4 protein-coding genes are annotated in these 3,830 nt (G+C 73.2%); 2 read left to right on the top strand and 2 right to left on the bottom strand.

The genetic code is table 11. The features are described from left to right. Together AC0CYZ_RS21720 and AC0CYZ_RS21715 are read right to left on the bottom strand one after the other, a co-directional pair. The coding region (locus AC0CYZ_RS21720) for an inositol-3-phosphate synthase (protein ID WP_472219149.1) at window positions 1-782 on the bottom strand (782 nt) is incomplete at its 3' end. A 134-nt stretch (window positions 783-916) separates the two neighbouring features. Next, window positions 917-1,498 carry a PadR family transcriptional regulator gene (locus tag AC0CYZ_RS21715; RefSeq protein WP_472219151.1) on the bottom strand — a complete coding sequence of 194 codons (582 nt, stop codon included), beginning with the start codon at window positions 1,496-1,498 and terminating at the stop codon, window positions 917-919. A 153-nt stretch (window positions 1,499-1,651) separates the two neighbouring features. Between AC0CYZ_RS21715 and AC0CYZ_RS21710 the strand changes: the two genes are divergently transcribed. Together AC0CYZ_RS21710 and AC0CYZ_RS21705 are read left to right on the top strand one after the other, a co-directional pair. Further along, a complete protein-coding gene (locus tag AC0CYZ_RS21710; RefSeq protein ID WP_472219147.1) occupies window positions 1,652-2,059 on the top strand; it encodes a DUF5318 family protein in 408 nt (135 codons plus the stop codon). A 62-nt stretch (window positions 2,060-2,121) separates the two neighbouring features. Next, the coding region (locus AC0CYZ_RS21705) for a transglycosylase domain-containing protein (RefSeq protein ID WP_472219145.1) at window positions 2,122-3,830 on the top strand (1,709 nt) is incomplete at its 3' end.

Below are 3,830 nucleotides of genomic sequence, written 5' to 3'. Positions count from 1 at the left end.
GGGCCGATGTGGACGTTGCCCTTGCCCATGTCGCGGTCGACCTGCGAGGTCACCGACTGCGTCTTCGAGGTCTTCTTCGACTCCAGGCGCTCCCGCTCGAGCATGTTGCGGAAGTCCATGTTGCCGCCGACGTTGAGCTGCATCGTGCGGTCGAGCTGTACGCCCCGGTCCTCGAAGAGCTTCGCGAGCACCCGGTGGGTGATCGTCGCGCCCACCTGGGACTTGATGTCGTCGCCGACGATCGGCACGCCGGCGGCGCGGAACTTCTCGGCCCACTCGGGGTCGGAGGCGATGAACACCGGCAGGGCGTTGACGAAGGCGACGCCCGCGTCGAGGGCGCACTGCGCGTAGAACTTGTCGGCGTCCTCGCTGCCCACGGGCAGGTAGGACACCAGGACGTCGGCGCGCGCCTCGCGCAGCGCCGCCACCACGTCCACCGGCTCCTCGTCGGCCTCGGTGATCGTCTCGCGGTAGTAGCGGCCGAGCCCGTCGAGGGTGTGGCCGCGCTGGACGATCAACCCGGTCGGGGCGACGTCGGCGATCTTGATGGTGTTGTTCTCGCTGGCGGTGATCGCCTCGGCGAGGTCCTGCCCGACCTTCTTCGCGTCCACGTCGAACGCGGCCACGAACTCGAGGTCGCGGACGTGGTAGCCACCGAAGTCGACGTGCATGAGCCCGGGCACGCGGGTGGCCGGGTCGGCGTCGGCGTAGTACGTGACGCCCTGGACCAGCGAGGCGGCGCAGTTGCCCACACCGACGACGGCCACACGGACCTGACCCATGGATGGTCTCCTTCGCTCTTTGGTGCCCCGGTGGGTGATCGTTGGGTGGGGCGTGTCTGACGTGCGGGTGGCGCTGCGGTCGTGTGCAGGGCCTTCGGTGGACGGCGGCGTCCGGACCCGATGGCGGGCCGTGATCAGTCCGGCGGCTCCACGGAGCGGGCCGGGCCGGCCCCCCCGGGCTGGCCGAGCGACCGCTCGTGGTCGATGAGCTCGTTGAGCCAGCGGACCTCGCGCTCCGTGGTGTCGAGCCCGATGCGGTGGAGCTCGCGGGTGTAGCGGTCGATCTGCTCCCCGGCCCGGGTCATCGTCGTACGGAGTCCGTCGCGCCGCTCCTCGACGCGACGCCGCCTGCCCTCGAGGATGCGCATCCGCACCTCGGCGGGCGTCCGGGAGAAGAACGCCAGATGCACGCCGAAGCTCTCGTCGTCGAACGCCTGCGGTCCCGTCTCGCCGAGCAACTCGTCGAGTCGGTCCTTTCCCTCCGCCGTGATCTCGTACACGCGGCGTCCGCGCCGGGCCCAGCTCCCGCGCACCGCCGCCGGCTCCGGGTCGCGCTCGGCGATGAGCTCGGCGCGCTGGAGGCGGCGCAGCGTCGGGTACACCGACCCCCACGAGAACGCGCGCAGCGAGCCGAGCCGGGCATGGAGCTGCTTGCGCAGCTCGTATCCGTGCATCGGCGCCTCGTGCAGCAGGCCGAGGACGGCGAGCTCGAGCAGTGGGCCCACCTCCCGAGCTCCGTCGCGCGGTCGCCTGGTGTCGACGACCCTCTCGCCGCACCATATCGCGCCGATACATCGAGGGCTCCCGGGCGACGATCTCGTCACACGACCGCAGCGCGGCGCCGCACGTCGCTGGTTACGCTGAGACGCGTGCGAGCACCTCGTCAGGTCGTCGACTACGCGCTGCGCCGCCGTGCGCATCTCGCGGACGTCGCCGCCGGGCGCACCTCGACCGAGGACGCCTGCGACGCCGGGGCCTACCTGCTCCAGGCCGCGACGTACCACGGCGTGCCCACCCGGAACTCCTGCCCGATGTGTCGGCGCGACGAGGTCGTCAACGTCTCCTGGGTCTACGGCGAGCGGCTCGGGCCGGTGTCCGGTTCCGCCCGATCGGACGACGAGATCGCTCGACTGGACGACGCGGCGGGAGAGTTCACCGTGCACGTGGTGGAGGTCTGCCGTACGTGCCGGTGGAACCACCTCGTACAGTCCTACGTCTTGGGAGCGGACGACGCCTCGGGCGGCGGCCGCCGTCGGCGTCGGACGGCCTCGCCCTGACGCCCCGGCGGGCGTGACGAGGTCGGATCCGTGACCGACCGAGCCGTTTCCGGAGGCGCCACGTGACCGACGACCGTCGTAAGGACCGTCGTCCCGTCGGCCCACCCCGACCCGGGCCGCCGCCGGGGCCACCCCGGAACCTCCCTCCGGGCTGGAGCGCGGTACCGCCCGGCGAGCGCGGCGGCCCGGAGGGGCAGACCGTCCCCCACACCGCCCAGGGCTCCGCGCCCCCGCCCGGACGCCACGGCGCACCGAACGGCCAGGGCCCCGACGGCCGACCGGCGAACGGGAACGGCCGTCCGGGTCCCGCTGCCGGCCGCCCCGCCGGGCCGGCCGGACGGACGTCCGCCCCGCGTGCCGGCACCCCGGAGACCCGGGTCGACGAGCGCGCCGACGCCTGGAGCACCGAGCGCCCGGAGCCCCGGCTCCTCACCCACGAGGGCGCCCGCCCGCTCGCCACCGCCGCGGCGGGCACGGCGGCCCCGTCGCGTGCCGCCGGGGCCACCCGGGTCGGCGGACGCCCCGGCACCGCGCCGACCGTCGCCGACGTCGTCCAGGGCACCGCCGCCCCCGGACGCACCCGGCCGCCGGACGACCCGCCGCCCGGCCGGGGTGGGCGCGGCGGGGGCTCCGACGACGAGCCGCCGAGCGGCCGCCGGGCGAAGCTCGCCGCGCTCTCCCCCCGCCAGCGGCGCTGGCGCCGGGGCCGGCGCATCGCCTACGTCGTGCTGGGCCTCGCGATCCTGGGCCCGCTGCTCGCGTTCGCGATCGGGTGGATCGTCTTCCGCATCCCCTCGGCCGACGACGCGACGAACAACCAGGTCGCCACGATCGACTACGCCGACGGCTCGACCCTGGCCAGCCTCGCGCAGGCGCAGGGCAATCGGATCAAGGTGCCGCTCGGGCAGGTCCCCGTCTGGGTGCAGCACGCGGTGGCCTCGGCCGAGGACCGCAGCTTCTACACCAACTACGGCTTCGACCCGATCGGCATCGCCCGCGCCGCGTTCAACCAGGCCCAGGGCGGCTCCGGCGGCGGGTCGACGATCACCCAGCAGTACGTGAAGAACGTGCTGGTGGGTGACGAGCACTCCTACTGGCGCAAGTACCGCGAGGTGGTCATCGCGGCGAAGATCAACCAGGAGGAGTCGAAGGACCAGATCCTCGAGAACTACCTGAACACGATCTACTTCGGCCGCGGGGCCTACGGGATCCAGGCCGCGTCGCAGGCCTACTACGGCCGCGACGTGAACACCCTCAGCCCGGCCGAGGGCGCGGTGCTCGCGGGGCTCATCCAGGCGCCGTCGAAGTGGGACCCCGCCGTCAGCCACGACGGCTCGCAGCAGCGGTGGAACTACGTGCTCGACGGCATGGTCGACCAGAGGTGGCTCTCCCCCGCCGACCGCGCGGGTGCGAAGTTCCCGGACGACACGCTGAAGCCCCCGTCCTCGATCAAGACCGGGCTCCCCGGCGATGACCGTGGCCACGTGGTCACCGCGGTCAAGGACGAGCTCGCCTCGTACGGGATCACCGAGCAGCAGGTGAACCAGGAGGGGCTCAAGGTCGAGACGACCGTCGACCCGAAGCTCCAGCAGCAGGCCGCCGACGCCGCGGCGAAGACGCTGCAGGGCCAGCCGGCGAACCTGCGGACCGCGCTGGTCTCGGAGGACCCGCGCACGGGCGCGATCGTCGCCTACTACGGCGGCACCGACGGGTCGGGCTTCGACTACGCCCAGACCCAGCGCCAGCCCGGGTCGTCGTTCAAGCCGTTCGT

This window comes from Actinomycetospora sp. (assembly GCF_055612215.1).
This window is presented reverse-complemented; position numbering and strand designations above follow the sequence as displayed.